Annotated in this window: 25 protein-coding genes; 4 read left to right on the top strand and 21 right to left on the bottom strand. The window is 57.2% G+C overall.

The window, feature by feature from the left end; translation table 11 throughout:
• The first annotated feature begins 93 nt into the window (after positions 1-93).
• Together corA and AC8GFP_RS07125 are read left to right on the top strand one after the other, a co-directional pair.
• Entirely contained in the window at positions 94-1080 is a 987-nt protein-coding gene (corA, locus tag AC8GFP_RS07130) for a magnesium/cobalt transporter CorA (RefSeq protein ID WP_506611680.1), read from the top strand.
• 59 nt (positions 1081-1139) lie between these two features.
• Entirely contained in the window at positions 1140-2069 is a 930-nt protein-coding gene (locus AC8GFP_RS07125) for an SMP-30/gluconolactonase/LRE family protein (RefSeq protein ID WP_506611678.1), read from the top strand.
• On the opposite strand, the gene AC8GFP_RS07120 is transcribed toward AC8GFP_RS07125, so the two are convergent.
• The 4 genes from AC8GFP_RS07120 to AC8GFP_RS07105 are packed head-to-tail and all read right to left on the bottom strand — an operon-like array spanning position 2070 to position 5715.
• Positions 2070-2822: a 5'-methylthioadenosine/adenosylhomocysteine nucleosidase gene (locus AC8GFP_RS07120; RefSeq protein ID WP_506611676.1), complete on the bottom strand. Its 753-nt coding sequence runs from the start codon at positions 2820-2822 to the stop codon at positions 2070-2072.
• Between the two features lie 27 nt (positions 2823-2849).
• On the bottom strand, positions 2850-4298 hold the full coding sequence (locus AC8GFP_RS07115; protein ID WP_506611674.1) for an NAD(P)(+) transhydrogenase (Re/Si-specific) subunit beta: 1449 nt from the start codon (positions 4296-4298) through the stop codon (positions 2850-2852).
• Entirely contained in the window at positions 4295-4597 is a 303-nt protein-coding gene (locus tag AC8GFP_RS07110) for an NAD(P) transhydrogenase subunit alpha part 2 (RefSeq protein ID WP_506611672.1), read from the bottom strand. The genes AC8GFP_RS07115 and AC8GFP_RS07110 overlap by 4 nt, the downstream gene beginning before the upstream one ends.
• 2 nt (positions 4598-4599) lie before the next feature.
• A complete protein-coding gene (locus AC8GFP_RS07105) occupies positions 4600-5715 on the bottom strand; it encodes a Re/Si-specific NAD(P)(+) transhydrogenase subunit alpha (protein ID WP_506611670.1) in 1116 nt (371 codons plus the stop codon).
• Between the two features lie 75 nt (positions 5716-5790).
• Here AC8GFP_RS07105 and AC8GFP_RS07100 point away from each other — a divergent pair, with 75 nt between their 5' ends.
• A complete protein-coding gene (locus tag AC8GFP_RS07100) occupies positions 5791-6294 on the top strand; it encodes an NUDIX hydrolase (RefSeq protein ID WP_506611668.1) in 504 nt (167 codons plus the stop codon).
• Between the two features lie 3 nt (positions 6295-6297).
• Here the strand turns inward: AC8GFP_RS07100 and ptsP are convergent, their stop codons facing one another.
• From ptsP to AC8GFP_RS07085, 3 genes are read right to left on the bottom strand one after another with little or no spacing between them, the layout of a single operon-like run.
• Positions 6298-8055, bottom strand: coding sequence for a phosphoenolpyruvate--protein phosphotransferase (ptsP, locus tag AC8GFP_RS07095; RefSeq protein WP_506611666.1), 1758 nt, complete (start codon positions 8053-8055; stop codon positions 6298-6300).
• A gap of 2 nt (positions 8056-8057) precedes the next feature.
• Positions 8058-8327 (bottom strand): HPr family phosphocarrier protein, encoded by a 270-nt coding sequence (locus AC8GFP_RS07090; RefSeq protein ID WP_506611664.1) that lies wholly within the window; start codon positions 8325-8327, stop codon positions 8058-8060.
• 16 nt (positions 8328-8343) lie between these two features.
• Positions 8344-8742 carry a PTS sugar transporter subunit IIA gene (locus AC8GFP_RS07085; RefSeq protein ID WP_506611663.1) on the bottom strand — a complete coding sequence of 133 codons (399 nt, stop codon included), beginning with the start codon at positions 8740-8742 and terminating at the stop codon, positions 8344-8346.
• A gap of 58 nt (positions 8743-8800) precedes the next feature.
• On the opposite strand from AC8GFP_RS07085, the gene AC8GFP_RS07080 reads away from it, so the two are divergent.
• Positions 8801-10048 carry a CaiB/BaiF CoA transferase family protein gene (locus tag AC8GFP_RS07080; RefSeq protein ID WP_506611661.1) on the top strand — a complete coding sequence of 416 codons (1248 nt, stop codon included), beginning with the start codon at positions 8801-8803 and terminating at the stop codon, positions 10046-10048.
• Between the two features lie 60 nt (positions 10049-10108).
• On the opposite strand, the gene AC8GFP_RS07075 is transcribed toward AC8GFP_RS07080, so the two are convergent.
• From AC8GFP_RS07075 to fusA, 14 genes are all read right to left on the bottom strand, one after another.
• Positions 10109-10615 carry a peroxiredoxin gene (locus tag AC8GFP_RS07075; protein ID WP_506611659.1) on the bottom strand — a complete coding sequence of 169 codons (507 nt, stop codon included), beginning with the start codon at positions 10613-10615 and terminating at the stop codon, positions 10109-10111.
• 81 nt (positions 10616-10696) lie between these two features.
• The gene (rpsQ, locus tag AC8GFP_RS07070; protein WP_506611657.1) at positions 10697-10966 is read right to left on the bottom strand and encodes a 30S ribosomal protein S17; all 270 of its coding nucleotides are present in this window, start codon (positions 10964-10966) and stop codon (positions 10697-10699) included.
• A 2-nt stretch (positions 10967-10968) separates the two neighbouring features.
• Entirely contained in the window at positions 10969-11169 is a 201-nt protein-coding gene (gene rpmC, locus AC8GFP_RS07065) for a 50S ribosomal protein L29 (RefSeq protein ID WP_506611655.1), read from the bottom strand.
• Positions 11170-11185: 16 nt separating this feature from the next.
• On the bottom strand, positions 11186-11602 hold the full coding sequence (gene rplP, locus AC8GFP_RS07060) for a 50S ribosomal protein L16 (protein ID WP_506611653.1): 417 nt from the start codon (positions 11600-11602) through the stop codon (positions 11186-11188).
• Positions 11603-11604: 2 nt separating this feature from the next.
• Positions 11605-12492: a 30S ribosomal protein S3 gene (rpsC, locus tag AC8GFP_RS07055; RefSeq protein ID WP_506611651.1), complete on the bottom strand. Its 888-nt coding sequence runs from the start codon at positions 12490-12492 to the stop codon at positions 11605-11607.
• A 15-nt stretch (positions 12493-12507) separates the two neighbouring features.
• On the bottom strand, positions 12508-12837 hold the full coding sequence (rplV, locus tag AC8GFP_RS07050; RefSeq protein ID WP_506611650.1) for a 50S ribosomal protein L22: 330 nt from the start codon (positions 12835-12837) through the stop codon (positions 12508-12510).
• A gap of 9 nt (positions 12838-12846) precedes the next feature.
• Entirely contained in the window at positions 12847-13125 is a 279-nt protein-coding gene (gene rpsS / locus AC8GFP_RS07045) for a 30S ribosomal protein S19 (RefSeq protein WP_506611648.1), read from the bottom strand.
• Between the two features lie 10 nt (positions 13126-13135).
• Positions 13136-13960, bottom strand: a complete 825-nt coding sequence (gene rplB, locus AC8GFP_RS07040; RefSeq protein WP_506611646.1) for a 50S ribosomal protein L2 — start codon at positions 13958-13960, stop codon at positions 13136-13138.
• Between the two features lie 2 nt (positions 13961-13962).
• A complete protein-coding gene (gene rplW, locus AC8GFP_RS07035) occupies positions 13963-14277 on the bottom strand; it encodes a 50S ribosomal protein L23 (RefSeq protein WP_506611644.1) in 315 nt (104 codons plus the stop codon).
• Positions 14274-14894, bottom strand: coding sequence for a 50S ribosomal protein L4 (gene rplD, locus AC8GFP_RS07030; RefSeq protein ID WP_506611642.1), 621 nt, complete (start codon positions 14892-14894; stop codon positions 14274-14276). Before rplD ends, rplW begins: the two co-directional genes overlap by 4 nt.
• Positions 14894-15559 carry a 50S ribosomal protein L3 gene (gene rplC, locus AC8GFP_RS07025; RefSeq protein ID WP_506611640.1) on the bottom strand — a complete coding sequence of 222 codons (666 nt, stop codon included), beginning with the start codon at positions 15557-15559 and terminating at the stop codon, positions 14894-14896. Before rplC ends, rplD begins: the two co-directional genes overlap by 1 nt.
• A 181-nt stretch (positions 15560-15740) precedes the next feature.
• Complete coding sequence (gene rpsJ, locus AC8GFP_RS07020) at positions 15741-16055, bottom strand: 30S ribosomal protein S10 (RefSeq protein WP_191818402.1); 315 nt, start codon at positions 16053-16055, stop codon at positions 15741-15743.
• Positions 16056-16064: 9 nt separating this feature from the next.
• A complete protein-coding gene (gene tuf, locus AC8GFP_RS07015) occupies positions 16065-17255 on the bottom strand; it encodes an elongation factor Tu (protein WP_506611637.1) in 1191 nt (396 codons plus the stop codon).
• A 265-nt stretch (positions 17256-17520) separates the two neighbouring features.
• Positions 17521-19623: an elongation factor G gene (gene fusA / locus AC8GFP_RS07010; RefSeq protein WP_506611635.1), complete on the bottom strand. Its 2103-nt coding sequence runs from the start codon at positions 19621-19623 to the stop codon at positions 17521-17523.
• Positions 19624-19726: the final 103 nt, after the last annotated feature.

Genomic DNA, 19726 nt, shown 5'->3' with positions numbered 1-19726 from the left:
CTTTCGGTTCACCCAGGCATCCAGCCGAGCTGAGTCGAAAGCGAACCTTGCAACCCTTTCTTTTCGACCGCTTCACCTCGCACTGAGATCGCCATGCTCAATATTTTTTCGCTGGCCAATGGCCGCCTGTTTCAAGAGGAAATCTCTTCCCAAGAAGAGCTGTCCCAGTTCCACCCCATTTGGGTCGATTTGGAGTCGCCCACGCCGGAAGAAAAACGCTGGATCAGCCAGCATTTCGGCGTGCAGATCCCCGAAGACGCGATGGACGAGGACATTGAAGAGTCCGCGCGTTTTTACGAAGAAGACAACGGCGAGCTGCACATCCGCTCTGACTTCTTGATCGCTGACATGGAAGAGCCCCGTGCCGTGCGCGTGGCTTTCATCTTGAACCAACACAACGACGCCCTGAAAAGCCACGGCGTGCTGTTTTCCATCCACGACGAAGACCTGCCGGTGTTTCGCTTGCTGCGCTTGCGGGCCCGCCGCGCCCCCGGTTTGATTGAAGACGCCAAAGACGTGTTGCTGGAGTTGTTCTCGGTGGACGCCGAGTACTCGGCCGACACGCTAGAGGGCATTTACGACGAGCTGGAAAAAGTCAGCAAGATGGTGTTGTCGGGCGATGTGACCGACGCCTTGGCCGGTGAAGTGCTGGGCGAGATTGCGCGTTTGGAAGACTTGAACGGCCGCATCCGCCGCAACATGATGGACACCCGCCGCGCCTTGAGTTTTGCCATGCGACTGCGCATGCTCAACGCCGAGCAGTTTGACGATGCGCGGCAAATTCTGCGCGACATCGATTCGCTGGACAGCCACACCGCGTTCTTGTTTGACAAGATCAACTTCTTGATGGACGCCACCGTCGGTTTCATCAACATCAACCAAAACAAGATCATCAAAATCTTCTCGGTGGCCAGCGTCGCCTTGCTGCCACCCACCTTGATCGCCAGCGTCTACGGCATGAATTTCCAGTTCATGCCCGAGTTGCAATGGGAGATGGGCTATGGCTACGCCGTGCTGTTGATGGTGGCCAGTGCGGTGGTGCCCATGTGGTATTTCCGCCGCCGTGGTTGGTTGAAGTAAGTGCTCTAGGATGCGCTCACCATGATGAGATGCGCAGATCAACCGCCAGGAATGCACCGATGAAGATTCGCGAAATCGCCACTGGGCTGCTGTTTCCCGAGGGGCCAGTGGCTCTGGACGATGGTTCGGTGTTGTTGGTTGAAATTGCACGCGGCACGCTGAGTCGGGTGACGCCCAACGGGCGGGTACAGGTTGTGGCCGATCTGGGTGGCGGCCCCAACGGCGCGGCCATCGGGCCGGACGGCGCGGTCTACATCTGCAACAACGGCGGCTTCGAGTGGACACGCGAACCGGGGAATTTCCTGCGGCCAATTGGGCAGGCGCACAACTACTCGGGCGGGCGCATTGAACGCGTCAACCTGAACACAGGGCGGGCCGAGCGTTTGTACGACAGCGTGGACGGCATCGGTTTGCGTGGCCCCAACGATCTGGTGTTTGACGCGCACGGCGGCTTTTACTTCACCGATCTGGGCAAGGTGCGGGCCCTCGAGATGGACCGCGGCGGCGTTTTCTACGCGCAGCCTGACGGCTCGGCAATACAAACCGTGGCGCGGCCGGTCTTGTCACCCAATGGCATTGCACTCTCCCCTGATGGGCAAACCCTTTATTACGCTGAAACCGAAGGCGCCCGTGTCTGGGCGTTTGACGTCACAGCACCGGGCCAGGTGCGCAAAGACCCGTGGCCTTCACCGCAAGGTGCACGCATGTTGACAGCCTCGCCCAGCCCACATTGGCAGCGTTTCGATTCGATGGCGGTGGACGCCGAGGGCACGATGTGCGTGGCAACGCTGATGCACGGCGGCATCTCGGTGATCAGCCCGGCGGGTGAGTTGCTGCAGCATGTGCCGCTGCCCGATCCGTTCACCACCAACATCTGTTTTGGTGGACCCGGTCAGCGCACGGCTTTCATCACGCTGTCGGCCACTGGGCGCTTGATTGCCATCGACGATTGGCCCACGCCTGGCTTGGTACTGAACTACAACGCCTGATCAGCGCTGACCCAACCAGGTGCCCAGCAAGGCCAGGCTGTAGCGTCCGGCCACCTCTTCAATGAACCTGGAAAAGTCATGCGTGGCGCTGTCGTCGGCGCGGTCGGAGATGGTGCGCACCGCGGCAAACGGCACGCCGTAGTCAAAGCACACTTGCGCCACCGCCGCGCCTTCCATTTCCACCGCCAAGGCTTTGGGCAAGCGCTGTTGCAAGGCTTGGCTTTCAGCCGAGGTGGACACAAAGCGGTCGCCGCTGACCACCAACCCAGCGTGCACTTGGGGGGACTGCACACGCAACTCGTGCAGCACATCAATGTCGAGCCACTGCCCCGGGTTTTTCAAAATATCTTGCGCCGCCGACTTCAGGCTTTGGGTCAAACGCAGGTCTGTTGGGAAATGGGCGCGGCCATACAAGGGCACCTCCATTGGCGGAAACAAGGGCGAGGCGTCCATGTCGTGTTGCATGAACTCGGTGGCCACCACCACGTCACCCACAAGCACTCCGGGCATCAAACCACCGGCCACGCCGGTGAAGATGATCTCGGTGACGTCAAAGCGTTCTATCAGGGCGGTGGCGGTGGTGGCGGCCGCCACTTTGCCAATGTGCGAGAGCGCCAGCACCACGGGGTGGCCGTGCCAGGTGCCGGTGGTGACTTGGCGGGTGCCGATTTGGATGGTGTGCGAGCCTTGCAGCGCCTGCTTCAAACCTGCCAGCTCTTGCTGCATGGCCCCGATGATGGCCACGGGCTTCATGCGCACACCTGGGGGTTCAAAGCGGTGTCACTCCACCGCCTTGACCATGTCTTCCACCACTTTCTTGGCGTCGCCAAACACCATCATGGTTTTGTCCATGTAGAACAACTCGTTGTCCAAACCGGCGTAGCCCGCCGCCATAGAGCGTTTGTTGACGATGATGGTTTTGGCTTTGTAGGCTTCCAAAATCGGCATGCCATAAATGGGCGAGCCCTTGATCATGGCCGCAGGGTTCACCACGTCATTCGCGCCCAAGATGATGGCCACATCGGCTTGGCCGAATTCACCGTTGATGTCTTCCATCTCGAACACCTGGTCGTAAGGCACTTCGGCCTCGGCCAGCAACACGTTCATGTGACCGGGCATGCGACCAGCCACCGGGTGGATGGCGTATTTCACCGTGATGCCTTTGTGCGTGAGCTTTTCAGCCAATTCGTTCACCGCATGCTGGGCACGGGCCACGGCCAAACCGTAGCCAGGCACGATGATGACGGTTTCGGCGTTGGCCAAGATGTAAGCAGCATCATCGGCGCTGCCGCTCTTGACAGGTCGTTGCTCGGTGCTGCCCGCAGCGGCACTGCTGGCCTCGCCGCCGAAGCCGCCCAAGATGACATTGAAGAACGAACGGTTCATGGCCTTGCACATGATGTAGCTCAGGATCGCGCCCGACGAGCCCACCAAGGAACCAGCAATGATCAGCATGCTGTTGTTCAAGGAGAAGCCAATACCTGCGGCGGCCCAACCCGAATAGCTGTTGAGCATCGACACCACCACCGGCATGTCAGCACCGCCAATCGGGATGATGATGAGCACGCCCAAGATAAACGACAGCGCCAGCATGATGAGGAAGGCGTCCCAGTTGCCGGTGAACATGAAATACACGCCCAAGCCCAGTGTGACCAAGCCCATCAGCAGATTCAGCATGTGCTGACCGGCAAACACCACGGGTGCGCCTTGGAACAAACGGAATTTGTACTTGCCTGAGAGCTTGCCAAAGGCGATGACCGAACCGCTGAAGGTGATGGCGCCAATGGCCGCACCCAAGAACAACTCGAGGCGGTTGCCGTTGGGAATATCCAAGGTGCCCAACCCAGCCGACACGATGCCAAACGCAGCGGGCTCGACCACCGCGGCAATGGCGATGAACACCGCCGCCAAGCCGATCATGCTGTGCATGAAAGCCACCAACTCGGGCATCTTGGTCATCTCAACGCGCTGCGCCATGAGGGTACCGGCACCGCCGCCAACCACCAAACCGAGAAGCACCCAGCCTAAGCCTTGAACAGGATCAACCTGTCCTAATTGATTGGCCTGATTAAAAATCAAAGCTGCAGTAGTGACGACCGCGATGGCCATGCCGGTCATGCCAAAGACATTGCCCCGAATCGAGGTGGTGGGATGACTCAAGCCTTTGAGGGCTTGGATGAAACAAATACTGGCCACCAAATACAGCAGCACCACAAGGTTCATGCTCATTTGTCAGCTCCTGCTTTGGGGGCTTTTTTCTTGAACATCTCCAGCATGCGCCGCGTAACCAAGAAGCCGCCAAACACATTGACCGCCGCCAAGGCCACGGCCAACACGCCCATGGTTTTGCCAAGCGTGGTGGTGGTGAGTGCAGCCGCCAACATGGCGCCGACGATGATGATGGCCGACACCGCATTGGTGACCGCCATGAGTGGCGTGTGCAACGCGGGGGTGACGTTCCAAACCACGTGATAGCCCACATAAATGGCCAGCACGAAGATGATGAGGTTGGTGATGGTGTGATCCATGTTTATTTCCTTTTGACGTCGCCGCCTTGGGTCATGAGGCAAGCGGCCACGATGTCATCTTCGAGGTCAACGGTGAAGCCCTTGTCTTTGGGCAGCACCAGTTTCAAGAAGTCGAGCACATTGCGGGCATACAGGGCGCTTGAATCAGCGGCCACCAAGGCGGGCAAGTTGGTTTCGCCAACCAAGGTGACGCCGTGCTTGATGACGGTTTTGCCAGCTTCGGTCAAGGGACAGTTGCCGCCAGCGGGCGCTGCCAAATCGACGATGACCGAGCCCGGCTTCATGGCTTTGACCATGTCTTCCGTGACCAACACGGGGGCGGCACGGCCGGGAATGAGCGCGGTGGTGATGACGATGTCGGCTTGCGCCACGCGCTTGGCCACCTCGAGCTTTTGCCGGTCCAGCCAGCTTTGCGGCATCGGGCGGGCATAACCACCCACGCCTTCGGCGGCTTCTTTTTCTTCGGCTGTTTCGTAAGGCACGTCGATGAATTTCGCACCCAAGGATTCGACCTGTTCTTTCACGCTGGGGCGCACATCCGAGGCTTCAATGACCGCACCCAAACGCTTGGCGGTGGCGATGGCTTGCAAACCGGCCACACCCACACCCAAGATGACGACGCGAGCGGCCTTGACCGTTCCGGCGGCTGTCATCAGCATGGGGAAGAAGCGTTGGTATTTGTCCGCCGCGATCATCACGGCTTTGTAACCCGCGATATTGGCCTGCGACGACAACACGTCCATGCTTTGAGCGCGGGTGGTGCGCGGTGCAGCTTCCAGAGCAAAGCTGGTCAGACCAGCGGTGGCCATGCGTTGCAAGCCGTCGGCGTCAAAGGGGTTGAGCATGCCCACCAAGGCCGCGCCCGACTTCATGTGCACCAACTCAGCGCTGCTGGGTGTGCGCACCTTCAACACCAACTCGGCACCCAATGCGCCAGCGGCATCGGTGATTTGCGCACCCGCAGCTTCGTAAGCTGCATCCGTGACGCTGGCAGCAACGCCCGCGCCAGCTTGCACCAGCACTTGATGCCCTTGGGCAATGATTTTTTTGGCCGTCTCAGGGGTCACGGCAACACGGGTTTCACCCGCCGTGGTTTCGGCAGGCACGCCTATCAGCATGGTTGTCTCCTCTACTTGATGGGCGAGAATCATCGCAGATTCAACAAGCGCCCAAGAAATCGGGTATTTTCCACCATGACCCACCGTTGGAAGCCCAGTGTGACAGTCGCTGGCATCATTGAAAAACAGGGCCGCTATTTGTTGGTCGAAGAGCACACGCCCAAAGGCTTGATGCTGAACAACCCAGCCGGCCACCTGGATCCTGGTGAATCCCCGGTGCAAGGCTGTATCCGCGAGGTGTTGGAAGAAACCGCGTTTCACTTCAGGCCCACGGCGCTGGTGGGCATTTACCTGTCGCGCTTTCAAAAACCGCCCACACCCGACGACCCGGATGAAGACATCACCTACCTGCGGTTTGCATTCACAGGTGTTTTAGGAGCGTTCGATGAGAGTCGCCAACTTGACACAGGCATCGTGCGCACGTTGTGGATGAGCCTGGAAGAGATGCGTCAAAGCCATGAACGGCACCGCAGCCGGCTGCTGATTCAATGTGCCGAGGACCATGCCAAGGGCATTCGGTACCCCTTGGAGACAATTTACACCGATGCCACCGTGCTCAACGGGGGCGTGTTGCCCTGAGGCTCAGCCCAACAAGGCCGCGCTCGGGTCCTCGGCGTTCAACACCCCTTGCGCCCATGCGCCCAGTCGACTGGTGTCGGATCGCAACACCTCTTGTTTGACCCGCAGCAACTGCGTGGGGTGCATGGAGAAATGCCGCAGACCCAAGCCCAGCAACAAACGGGTGTAGGCCGGGTCCCCTGCCATTTCGCCACACAAACTCACCTCTTTGCCGGCCGCCGCGCCTTGGGCGATGGTGTTGGCCAACAACTGCAACACGGCGGGGTGCAAAGGGTCGTACAAGTGCGCCACTTGTTCATCGGCGCGGTCGATGGCCAAGGTGTATTGAATCAAGTCATTGGTGCCGACCGATAAAAAATCAAAGTGCTTCAAGAACAGCGGCAAGCTCAGCGCCGCAGCGGGCACTTCAATCATGGCGCCCACCCGCAAGGGGCCGTAGGCCACGCCGCGTCGGTCCAGTTGTTGCTGGGCTTGGGCCAGCAGCTGGAAGGTTTGGTGTATTTCGCGGGCATGGGCCAGCATGGGGATGAGCAAATTCACCTTGCCATGCATGGCGGCCCGCAAAATGGCCCGCAGTTGGCTCAAGAACATGCTGGGGTCGGCCAGGCTCCAACGAATGGCACGCAAGCCCAGCGCGGGATTCAGATGGGCTTCGTCTTTGGTGGTGCGGTCCAAGGGCTTATCAGCCCCCACATCCACGGTGCGGATCGTGACCGGCAAACCCTTCATGCCTTCCACCGCACGCTTGTAGGCTTGGAATTGCTCTTCTTCATCGGGCAGCTGGCCTTCACGGCCCATGAATAAAAACTCGCTGCGAAACAAGCCCACACCCACTGCGCCCATGGCCACGGCCTGCGCTGTGTCTTCAGGCAATTCGATGTTCGCCATCAAATTGATTTTTTGTCCATCCATGGTCACGGCAGGCGTGTTCTTCAAACGCGCAAGACGCTCGCGTTCGAGTTGCGCTTGTCGTTGCTTGAAGCTGTACTCTTCCAAGATGATGGGCGAGGGCCCGACGATGATGACACCCGCGTCGCCGTCGATGATGACCCAATCGTCTTGCCGCACCAAATGGCTGGCGTTGCGGGCACCGACCACCGCCGGAATGTCCAAGCTGCGGGCAACGATGGCGGTGTGCGAGGTTTTGCCACCGACATCGGTGACAAAGCCGGTGAACACGCTTTGTTTGAACTGCAGCATGTCCGCTGGCGATAAATCGTGGGCAATCAAGACCAGTGGCACGTCGTGGCTGTCGTCGAGCAATTGGTCTTGTTGCCAACTGTGGGCTTTGCGGGGTGTGGGTTGCGGCAGCGTGGTAGGCAAGCCCTTCATGTGGCGCAACAAGCGCTCGACCACCTGCTCCAAGTCGCCTTTGCGTTCACGCAAATATGCATCTTGCATTTCGTCAAATTGCCGGGTCACCACTTCCAACTGCGAGGTGAGCGCCCATTCGGCGTTGTACAAACGGTCGGTCACCCAGTGCTTGACACCATCAGCCAGCATCTCGTCTTGCAGCAACATCATGTGCACTTCAAGCAAAGCTGCCAACTCGGGCGGTGCGTCCTTGGGCACGGATTGGTGCAAACGCTGCACTTCTTGCATCACCGCTTGGCGGGCACTGTTGATGCGCTGCAACTCGGCGTCGATTTGTGACGCATTGATGAAATAGTGGGCCACATCCACCCGACTGGACGCGACCAACACGGCCCGCCCAATCGCGATGCCCCGTGCGACAGCCAGTCCGTGGATGGAGAAAGTCATCTTTATTCGCTCTCCCCAAATTTATGGGCCAGCAAAGACAGCAGGGCCTCCATGGCCTCTTGCTCTTGGTCTCCGTTTGTCTCTATGTCAATGACAGAACCAGGGCCCGCAGCCAACATCATCACGCCCATGATGCTCTTGGCATTGATCCGCCGGTCACCACGCGAGAGCCAGACTTCGCAAGGGTAAGAGCCTGCAATTTTGGTCAGTTTGGCAGACGCGCGGGCATGCAATCCGAGTTTGTTGATGACGGTGGTGGTTTGTTTGATCACAGCGTGTTCGTCTGGTTTAAAGGGTTTTACTGATTTCTACTTGCACCACGCCTTGTGCACCGCCGTCGACGGCGCGTTTGGCCAGGGCATGCACATCCTCATGCCGGTAGCAGACGGTGCGCAACAACATGGGCAAGTTCACGCCTGCAATCAGGTGCGATTGCACATCGTCAACCAGACGTTGTGCCACATTGGCAGGTGTGGCGCCCAACACATCGGTCAAGATCAAGGTGTCTTGCGCGGCATGACCCATCATCAACTCTTTGGCGTTGGCCAAAGTTTGCTCGGGGGGTTCATCAGGCGGTACATCGATGGCGATGATGGCTTGGGCGCAATCTGGAAAAACATGCAAAGCGCAGTCTCGCAAGGCGTTTGCCAAGGGGGCGTGGGCGATTAAGAGGATACGGGTGCTCATGGGCTCTCGACTTTGCGGCCATTATCACCCTAGGCCTTCGCTGAGTCACAATGTGGCCATGAATGCTTTGGACGCTGTTCGTGTGCTTGATTTGTCGCGGGTGCTGGCCGGACCCTGGAGCACCCAAACCCTGGCTGATTTGGGCGCAGATGTGGTGAAGGTGGAACGCCCCGGCACAGGCGACGACACGCGTGGCTGGGGCCCGCCATTTTTAAAGGACGCTGAGGGCCAAGACAGCGCCGAGTCAGCCTACTTTTTGGGCGCGAACCGCAACAAACGCTCCATCACTTGCGACTTGTCGCTGCCTGCGGGTCAAGATTTGATTCGGCAAATGGCGATCAAGGCCCAGGTGTTTGTCGAGAACTACAAAGTCGGCGACATGAAGCGTTACGGTTTGGACTACGACACGCTCAAGGCCATCAACCCTGCTCTCGTCTATTGCTCGATCACCGGCTTTGGCCAAACCGGCCCCTACCAAGACCGCGCTGGTTACGACTTTGCGGTGCAGGCCATGGGCGGCCTGATGAGCGTCACAGGTGAACGTGATGATGCCGGTGGTGGTCCGCAAAAAGTGGGGGTGGCGGTGGCCGACTTGTTCACCGGCATGTACGCCACGGTGGCCATCTTGGCGGCGCTCAGGCACGCCGAACGCACCGGACACGGTCAACACATCGACATGGCCTTGCTAGACACCCAAGTGGCGATGCTGGCCAATTTGGGCGCGAACCATTTGGTGAACCTGCCCGACCACAAACCACCACCCGGTCGCATGGGCAATGCCCATGTGAACATCGTGCCCTACCAAGTTTTTGAAACAGCGCCTAAGCCCGGCGGTGCGCGTGATTTCATGATCTTGGCAGTTGGAAACGATACCCAGTTTGCCAAGCTGTGCGATTGCTTGGGCCACCCTGAATGGTCAAAAGATGACCGCTTTGTGCGCAACCAAGACCGGGTGCGCCACCGGGAGGTCTTGATTCCCTTGTTGGCAGCGGTTTTTGTTGCTCGCCCCAAAGCCGATTGGTTGTCGCTGCTGGAAGCCGCCAAAGTGCCATGTGGCCCGATCAATGATTTGGCTGAAGTGTTCCATGACCCCCAAGTTCAAGCACGCGGCATGATCGAGTCGTGGAACCATCCCTTGCGACCTGATTTGAAATTGGTGGCCAGTCCGATGAAGCTCAGTGCGACACCGGTGCAACACCTGTCAGCGCCACCCCGCTTGGGTGAGCACACCACAGCCGTGTTGCAAGACTGGTTGGGGATGGATCAGCAGCAGGTTCAGGCTTTGCAAAACCAACAGGTCCTTTGAAGCTGAATTCTGCCCACTGAAACCGCCGCCCATGGCGCACGGTTTCTGCTGTGTTGAATGTCAGTGTTTGACTTGCGACAACATGGTGTCGGCGTCACTCACCTCGAACTTACCAGGACCTTCAACATTCAAGGTGACCACTTTGCCGTCTTTGACCAACATGGAATAACGGTTGGAGCGCAAGCCCAAGCCCTTGCCTGTGAGGTCCAAGGTAAGGCCAGTGGCCTTGGTGAAGTCGGCGTCGCCGTCACCCATCATGCGCACTTTGCCTGTGCTGTGCAAATCGCGGCCCCAAGCGCCCATCACAAACGCATCATTCACGCTGACACACCAAATTTCATCCACACCGGCGGACAACAGCTCTGCGTGTTTGTTGACATAACCGGGCACATGCTGTGCAGAGCAGGTGGGCGTGAAGGCACCCGGCAGGGCAAACAAAGCGATGGTCTTGCCTGCGCTGGCTTTGGCCACGTCCACGGGGTTGGGGCCGATGCTGCAACCGTTGCCCTCGACTTCGGAATATTCCATCAGGGTGGTGTGCGGAAGGGTGTCGCCGACTTTGATCATGCTGTTTGCTCCTGGAAATGAAAAATGACCCACGATTGTGGGTCATTTCTGGAAAACCGGCGGGCGGGCAGGGAATAAGTCCTAGACCGCTGGCGCTTTCTCAACCAGGCGTGTGGCGACCCAGTTTTTGGTTTTGGAAATGGGACGGCTTTCTGTGATTTCGATCACGTCGCCCAAGTGGTATTGGCTGGTTTCGTCATGCGCATGGTATTTGCTGGACTTGCCCACGATCTTGCCGTAGAGCGCGTGCTTGACACGGCGCTCGACCAACACGGTGACGGTTTTGGCGCGTTTGGCACTGACCACTTTGCCAATCAAAGTGCGTTTGAGTGATTTTTTCGGTTCTGTCATGGTCACTCCTTCGCCTTGGCTTGTTGTTCGGCCAAAATGGTTTTTGCACGTGCAATGCTGCGACGAGCAACTTTCATTTGCGCTGTGTTGGTCAATTGTTGTGTGGCTTTTTGCATGCGCATGTTGAAGTGCGCTTTTTGCAATTCCTTGATTTCCGTCTGCAAACCTGCAGCGTCTTTTTGACGTAATTCAGATGTTTTCATGGTGTCTTGTCCTGAATCATTGGCCAATCAGGCGGGAAACAAACGTGGTGCGCAAAGGCAGTTTGGCCGCAGCCAAACGGAAGGCTTCACGCGCGAGTTCTTCGGGCACACCGACGATTTCATACAACACCTTGCCGGGCTGAATTTCAGCCACGTAGTACTCGGGGTTGCCTTTACCGTTACCCATACGCACTTCTGCAGGCTTTTGAGAAATCGGCTTGTCGGGGAAGATGCGAATCCAAATGCGGCCACCACGTTTGACGTGACGGGAAATCGCACGACGGGCGGATTCGATTTGGCGAGCTGTCAAACGACCACGGTCGGTTGATTTCAGGCCAAAGTCACCGAACGCCACGGTGTTGCCACGGGTGGCAATGCCGGTGTTGCGACCTTTTTGTTCCTTGCGGTATTTACGGCGCGCTGGTTGCAGCATGCTTATTCTCCTTTTCCGTCCGCAGCCGTGCCAGTGGATGCGGGCGCGGCTACCTTGCGGACGCGCTTGACGGTGGTTTTGGGAGCATCGGTGGCTTCAGCGGGTTTATCGCTGCCATCCGCCGGTGCGGCATTGGTGCCAGCTGGGCGACGAGCGCCACGGGCTGGTGGACGATCGCCGGCTGGGCGAGCATCACGACGGGGACCGCGGGGGCGGCGCTCGTCATCTGAACGAGGTTCTTGGGCTGCTGGTGCATCGTTGCGACCCAAGGTGTCGCCTTTGTAGACCCACACTTTGACACCAATGATGCCGTAAGTTGTTTTGGCTTCAGAGGTGGCGTAGTCGATGTCTGCACGCAGGGTGTGAAGTGGCACGCGACCTTCACGATACCACTCGGTCCGTGCGATCTCGATGCCGTTCAAACGGCCTGCCGACATGATCTTGATGCCTTGGGCACCCAGACGCATGGCGTTTTGCATGGCGCGTTTCATGGCGCGGCGGAACATGATGCGTTTTTCGAGCTGTTGGGTGATGCTGTCAGCGATCAATTGGGCATCGATTTCAGGCTTGCGCACTTCTTCGATGTTGACGGCGACAGGCACGCCCAAACGCGCGGCCAATTCCTTCTTGAGGTTTTCAATGTCCTCGCCTTTTTTACCGATGACCACGCCTGGACGTGCGGAAAAAATGGTGATGCGGGCATTTTTTGCAGGGCGCTCGATCAAGATGCGCGACACAGCCGCATTCTTGAGTTTGACCTTCAGGTACTCGCGCACCTTGATGTCTTCGGCCAGCATGCCGGCGAAGTCTTTGTTAGAGGCGTACCAGCGGCTGGCCCAGTTGCGGCTGACCGACAGGCGGAACCCGGTGGGGTGGATTTTTTGTCCCATATCTTCCTAGACCTTTCAGTTGCCAACCGTCACGTACACATGGCACGTGGGCTTGCTGATGCTGTTGCCGCGGCCTTTGGCACGCGCTGTGAAACGCTTGAGGGTTGCGCCTTGTTCCACGTAAATGGTCTTGACGCGCAACTCGTCAATGTCCGCGCCATCGTTATGCTCGGCATTGGCAATGGCGGATTCAAGCACCTTCTTAACGATGCCCGCTGCTTTTTTCTGTGTGAAGGTCAGGATGTTTAAAGCCTGGTCCACTTTTTTGCCGCGAATCAAGTCTGCTACCAATCGGCCTTTGTCGACCGATAAGCGCACACCTCGCAGGACTGCACGTGTTTCCATAGCTGCTCCTTACTTCTTCTGGACTTTTTTGTCCGCCGGATGGCCTTTGAAGGTCCGCGTCAAGGCGAATTCGCCCAACTTGTGACCCACCATTTGGTCGGTGATATAGACCGGCACGTGTTGCTTGCCGTTGTGGACCGCGATGGTCAAGCCGATGAAATCGGGCAACACCATGGAGCGGCGTGACCAGGTTTTGATGGGCTTTTTGTCTTTGGTGGCAACGGCTTTTTCCGTCTTGGCCAACAAGTGATGGTCAACAAACGGGCCTTTTTTGAGTGAGCGTGTCATGTGTTAACCCTTATTTCTTGCGACGCGAGACGATCATGACTTGCGTGCGCTTGTTGTTGCGGGTGCGGTAGCCTTTGGTCAGGTTGCCCCATGGGTCAACCGGAGCACGGCCTTCGCCAGTGCGACCTTCACCACCACCGTGCGGGTGATCGATGGGGTTCATGGCGACGCCTCGCACGGTTGGGCGGATACCCATCCAGCGCTTGACACCGGCCTTGCCCAATTGACGCAAGCTGTGTTCTTCGTTGGCCACTTCGCCAATGGTGGCGCGGCATTCGATGTGGATCTTGCGAACCTCACCAGAGCGCATGCGCACTTGAGCGTAGGTGCCTTCACGCGCCAACAAGGTGGCCGAGGTGCCCGCTGAACGCGCGATTTGAGCGCCTTTGCCAGGACGCAACTCGATGCAGTGGATGGTTGAACCCACGGGGATGTTGCGAATGGGCAAGGTGTTGCCTGCACGGATCGGAGCTTCTGCACCGCTGTGAATCGTGGCACCAACTTCCAAACCGCGTGGCGCAATGATGTAGGTGCGCTCGCCATCGGCGTAGCAAACCAGGGCAATGTGCGCGGTGCGGTTGGGGTCGTATTCGATGCGTTCAACTTTGGCAGGAATGCCATCTTTGACGCGACGGAAATCGACCACGCGGTAGTGGTGCTTGTGGCCACCGCCCTTGTGGCGGGTGGTGATGTGACCGTTGTTGTTGCGACCGGCTTTTTGGAACTGGGGTTCCAACAAGGGCGCATAACCTGGGCCTTTGAACAAATGGTCACGCGTGACCTTGACCACACCCCGTTGACCGGGTGAGGTTGGTTTCATTTTGATGACTGCCATGATTAAGCCACCTCTCCAGACAGGTTGAGCTCTTGACCGTCTTTCAACGTCACGTAAGCCTTACGCACGTGATCGCGGCGGCCCACAGAGCGGCCAAAACGCTTGGTTTTGCCTTTGATGTTGACCACGGACACGCCTTTGACCTCGACTTTGAACATCAGTTCAACTGCCGCTTTGATCTCGGGCTTGGTGGCGTTTTGCAGCACTTTGAAAGTGACTGCATTGGATTTTTCGGCGACCATGGTGGCTTTTTCAGACACGATGGGTTCAACCAACACGGCCATCAATCGGCCTTCGTCAAATTTGGGGGTGCTCATGCGAACATCTCCTTGAGTTTGTCGACAGCGCCTTTGGTGACCAGCACTTTTTTGTAGTGGACCAATGACACAGGGTCGGCATAACGGGGTTCAACCACCAGCACATTGGCCAGGTTGCGCGCTGCGAAGTACAAGTTGTCATCCACTTCTTCGGAAATGACCAACACGGACTGCAGGTTCATGGCTTTCAATTTGGAAGCCAGCAACTTGGTTTTTGGTGCTTCGATTTTGATGGAGTCCACCACAGCCAAGCGGCCTTCACGCACCAACTGGGAGAAGATGGCGGCCATGCCAGCGCGGTACATCTTCTTGTTGATTTTTTGGGTAAAGTTTTCTTCAGGGCTGTTGGGGAATGCACGACCGCCGCCACGCCAAATGGGCGAAGAAGTCATACCCGCACGGGCACGACCGGTGCCTTTTTGCTTGAACGGCTTCTTGGTGGAGTGCTTGACTTGTTCGCGGTCTTTTTGAGCGCGGGTGCCTTGACGTGCATTGGCTTGGTAAGCAACGACGATTTGGTGAACCAAGTCTTCGTTGTAGTCGCGGCCAAACAAGGTTTCAGGCGCTTCAAACTTGGCAGAAGCTTGGCCTTGATCGTTCAGGAGTTCGATTTGCATCAGTTGGCTCCCTTGGCTTTGATGGCATGACGCACGGTCACGAAGCCACCGGCTGATCCGGGCACAGCGCCTTTGATCAACAACAGTTGGCGCGCTTCGTCGATGCGAATCACGTCCAGGTTTTGCGTGGTGCAAGTCACGTCACCCAAGTGGCCTGACATTTTTTTGCCAGGAAACACACGGCCAGGATCCTGGGCCATGGAGATGGAACCGGGCACATTGTGCGAACGGCTGTTACCGTGAGAGGCACGCTGTGAGCGGAAATTGTGACGCTTGATGGTGCCCGCAAAACCTTTGCCGATGGAGGTGCCTTGCACGTCCACTTTTTCGCCAACGGTGAAGATGGCAGCAGCAGGCACGGAAGAACCAGCCGGATATTGGGCTGCGGTTTCTTCGGTGACGCGGAATTCTTGGGTGATTTCGCCGGCTTCAACGCCAGCTTTGGCCATGTGACCAGCCTGAGGCTTGGTGACACGCGACGCTTTGCGGGCGCCGAAGGTGACCTGCAAGGCCACGTAGCCGTCATTTTCTTGGGTCTTGACCTGGGTTACACGGTTGTTAGAAACATCCACCACTGTGACAGGCACTGCGTCCCCATCATCAGTGAACAGACGCATCATGCCCACCTTGCGGCCCAGCAATCCCAAACGATTGCTTTGACTCATGTTGTTCTCCAAAACTTTCACCGCATCCACTTCAATTGGCAGTTGCGTTTGGTGTATGAAAGAAGGTTGATAATTTCTCCGCGCAAATCACGCGAAGCCTTGGATTATAGCCGAAAACTGGCAGTGCGCCAGCTTTCAGCCCCAACCCAACCAAGACACCCCACAAAGGATGCCTAATTTCTTACTGCAGCTTGATTTCGACGTCCACACCGGCAGGCAAGTCGAGCTTCATCAAAGCGTCGACCGTTTTATCGGTGGGGTCCACGATGTCCATCAGGCGTTGGTGTGTACGGATTTCCAATTGATCCCGGCTGGATTTGTTCACGTGGGGTGAACGCAGGATGTCGAAACGCTTCATGCGGGTGGGCAAAGGCACGGGGCCTTTGACAATCGCACCAGTGCGTTTGGCCGTGTCCACGATTTCAGCCGCAGATTGGTCAATCAGTTTGTAGTCGAACGCTTTGAGGCGGATGCGGATTTTTTGCTTAGAAGACATGTGGTTTCCTTAAGCAATGATTTTGGCAACGACACCGGCGCCAACAGTTTTGCCGCCCTCGCGGATGGCAAAGCGCAAGCCCTCTTCCATCGCAATCGGGTGGATCAACTTCACCGTGATCGACACGTTGTCACCAGGCATCACCATCTCTTTGCCTTCTGGCAATTCGATCGCGCCGGTCACGTCCGTCGTGCGGAAGTAGAACTGGGGACGGTAGTTGTTGAAGAAAGGCGTGTGGCGACCACCTTCGTCTTTGCTCAACACGTAAATCTCAGCCGTGAAATGGGTGTGCGGTTTGACCGAGCCGGGCTTGCACAGCACTTGGCCGCGCTGCACGTCTTCGCGCTTGGTGCCGCGCAACAAAATACCCACGTTGTCACCCGCTTGGCCTTGGTCCAGCAACTTGCGGAACATCTCAACGCCCGTGCAAGTGGTCTTCACTGTGTCCACAATGCCCACGATTTCGATCTCTTCGCCAACCTTGATGATGCCGCGCTCGACGCGACCTGTCACCACGGTACCGCGGCCAGAGATGGAGAACACGTCTTCCACAGGCATCAAGAACGCGCCGTCAATGGCACGCTCAGGTGTGGGGATGTAAGAGTCCAGAGCCGCGGCCAATTTGAAGATGGCTTCTTCGCCCAAAGGACCTTTGTCGCCTTCCAAAGCCAACTTGGCTGAGCCATGGATGATGGGGGTCGCGTCGCCTGGGAAATCGTATTTGTCCAGCAACTCGCGCACTTCCATTTCCACCAACTCGAGCAACTCGGCGTCGTCCACCATGTCGCACTTATTCAGGAACACGATGATGTAGGGCACACCCACTTGGCGGGCCAACAAAATGTGTTCGCGGGTTTGGGGCATGGGGCCGTCAGCGGCCGAGCACACCAAAATCGCGCCGTCCATTTGCGCCGCACCCGTGATCATGTTCTTCACATAGTCAGCGTGTCCGGGGCAGTCCACGTGCGCGTAGTGACGGTTCTCCGTCTCGTACTCCACGTGCGCCGTGTTGATCGTGATGCCGCGTGCCTTCTCTTCAGGCGCTGCATCAATTTGGTCGTAGGCCTTGGCCTCACCACCAAACTTCGCCGACAAAATCGTCGTGATCGCCGCTGTCAGCGTCGTCTTGCCATGGTCAACGTGGCCAATCGTGCCCACGTTCACGTGCGGTTTGGTCCGCTCAAACTTGCCTTTTGCCATTTCAATTCTCCAAAGAACAATGCCCGTGCTTGGTTTTACGTCTGCACGATGCTGCTGGTTCGCTTTGCACGGGTGACAAAGCGGCGCATCGTCGCAGACACTTCAAATCTGCCTGATCAGCGGGGACAGAGCAAACCGCAAGCGGCAGGCATGTCCCCATGACTCGTCAGAGGGGACAGCGCAAACCGCAAGCGGCGGGCAAGTCCCCATGTTTGATCAGAGGGGACAGATCAAACCGCAAGCGGTTTGATCTGTCCCCAAGTATTTACTTTGCCCTTGCTGCCACGATGGCTTCGGCCACATTGCGGGGGGCTTCGGTGTAGTGTTTGAACTCCATGGAGTAGGTGGCGCGACCTTGCGACATGGAGCGCAATGTGGTCGAGTAACCAAACATCTCGGACAAGGGCACTTCAGCCTTGATGGCTTTGCCGCCACCGACCATGTCTTCCATGCCTTGGACCATGCCACGGCGTGAGGACAAGTCGCCCATCACGTTACCGGCGTAGTCTTCTGGCGTTTCCACTTCAACCGCCATCATGGGTTCGAGAATGACCGGGCTGGCTTTCTTGCAACCTTCTTTGAAACCGAAGATGGCCGCCATCTTGAACGCCATTTCCGAGGAGTCCACGTCATGGTAGGAACCGAAATGCAGAGTGACTTTGACGTCAACCACGGGGTAACCAGCCAACACGCCAGCGGTCAAGGCTTCAATGACGCCTTTTTCAACCGCAGGAATGTATTCACGGGGCACCACACCCCCTTTGATGGCGTCCACGAACTCAAAGCCTTTACCGGCTTCGTTGGGTTCGATTTTGAACACCACGTGACCATATTGACCCTTACCACCCGACTGACGAACAAACTTGCCTTCGCTGTCTTCGATGGTTTTGCGAATGGTTTCGCGGTAAGCCACTTGGGGCTTGCCCACATTGGCCTCGACACCGAATTCGCGCTTCATGCGGTCCACGATGATCTCGAGGTGCAATTCGCCCATACCGGCAATGATGGTCTGGCCAGATTCTTCGTCGGTTTTCACGCGGAAAGAAGGATCTTCAGCAGCCAGGCGTTGCAGGGCAATGCCCATTTTTTCTTGGTCGGCTTTGGTCTTGGGTTCGACGGCCTGGGCAATCACAGGCTCAGGGAACACCATGCGCTCGAGCATCACGATGTTGTCGGGATCGCACAAGGTTTCGCCGGTGGTCACGTCTTTCAAACCCACGCAAGCCGCGATGTCGCCAGCGCAAATTTCATCGACTTCTTCACGGTTGTTAGCGTGCATTTGCACGATACGACCGATGCGCTCTTTCTTGCCTTTGATCGGGTTGTAAACCGTGTCGCCCTTTTTCAAGACGCCTGAGTAAACACGCACGAAAGTGAGCTGACCCACAAACGGGTCGGTCATCAATTTGAAAGCGAGTGAAGAGAATTTTTCGTTGTCGTCGGCTTTGCGGAAGACTTCTTTTTCATCGTCATCGGTGCCGCCAACAGGGGGAATGTCGATGGGCGAAGGCATCAATTCGATGACTGCGTCCAACATGCGTTGCACGCCCTTGTTTTTAAAGGCGGTGCCACACATCATGGGCTGGATTTCACTGGCGATGGTGCGGATGCGCAAACCATGGGTGATTTCGGCTTCGGTCAAATCACCTTCTTCCAGGTATTTGTTCATCAACTCTTCTGAGGCTTCGGCCGCTGCTTCAACCATGCCTTCGCGCCATTTTTTGGCTTCTTCCAACAACTCTGCGGGAATCTCTTCGAAGGTGAACTTCATGCCCTGTGAGGCCTCATCCCAAATGATGGCTTTCATCTTGCGCAGGTCGACCACGCCACGGAAGTGCTCTTCGGCGCCAATGGGGATCACAATGGGAATGGGGTTGGCTTTCAAGCGCAATTTCATTTGGTCGTAGACCTTGAAGAAATTGGCGCCGGTGCGGTCCATTTTGTTGACAAAGGCCAAGCGAGGCACTTTGTACTTGTTGGCTTGACGCCAAACGGTTTCGGATTGGGGTTGCACACCACCCACGGCGCAGTACACCATGCAAGCACCGTCCAACACACGCATGGAACGCTCGACCTCGATGGTGAAGTCCACGTGTCCGGGGGTGTCGATGATGTTGATGCGGTGCTCGGGGAAGGAGGCGTCCATGCCCTTCCAGAAACAGGTGGTGGCCGCAGAGGTGATGGTGATGCCACGCTCTTGCTCTTGCTCCATCCAGTCCATGGTGGCCGCGCCATCATGCACTTCACCAATTTTGTGGTTCACGCCGGTATAAAAAAGAATGCGCTCGGTGGTGGTGGTTTTGCCCGCGTCAATGTGGGCAGAAATACCAATATTGCGATAGCGCTCGATAGGAGTCTTGCGTGCCATGGTCAACCTCTTGGGAATTCAGTTAAAAACAAAAAATCGCTACACCACTTGTGGTGGGTAGCGAGCGGGTCTGAGTCTAAAGAGGTTGTGCGAAAAATACGTG

The organism is Limnohabitans simekii (SeqCode) (assembly GCF_965234735.1).
GTDB lineage: Bacteria > Pseudomonadota > Gammaproteobacteria > Burkholderiales > Burkholderiaceae_C > Limnohabitans > Limnohabitans simekii.
Note: the sequence above shows the minus strand (reverse complement) of the source record. Positions and strands in the feature narration are given on the sequence as shown.